1 protein-coding gene is annotated in these 335 nt (G+C 37.6%); it reads right to left on the reverse strand.

Annotated features, from left to right (window positions below):
* Positions 1-72 precede the first annotated feature (72 nt).
* Positions 73-335 (reverse strand): hypothetical protein (locus tag EZM41_RS14025; RefSeq protein WP_232619362.1); only part of this gene is annotated, 263 nt, incomplete at its 5' end.

Raw genomic sequence — 335 nt, forward strand, 5'->3', positions numbered from 1 at the left:
CAATATTGTTTGAATTGGGAGCTTGTCACCTATAACCTTCTTTAAACATGAAACATGGAAAACTGGGTGCAATCAAGAAGCTGCAGGAAGCTCCAATTGGTATGCCATAGTACCAATCTTTTGCAACACCTTGTATGGACCATAATACTTTGGAGATAATTTATTATCCTTCTTAGCTTGCTTTAGGGACATTTGCTTATATGGTTGTAGCCGTAGGAATACCCAATCACCTACATCAAAACTTCTTTCACTACGATGTTGATCTACCTGTTGTTTCATTCTATTCTGTGCCAACACGATGTTATCCTTTAAGAGTTGGAGGAATTGTTGTTGAT

The sequence above is a fragment of the Acetomicrobium sp. S15 = DSM 107314 genome, assembly GCF_016125955.1.
Classification (GTDB): Bacteria; Synergistota; Synergistia; order Synergistales; family Thermosynergistaceae; genus Thermosynergistes; species Thermosynergistes pyruvativorans.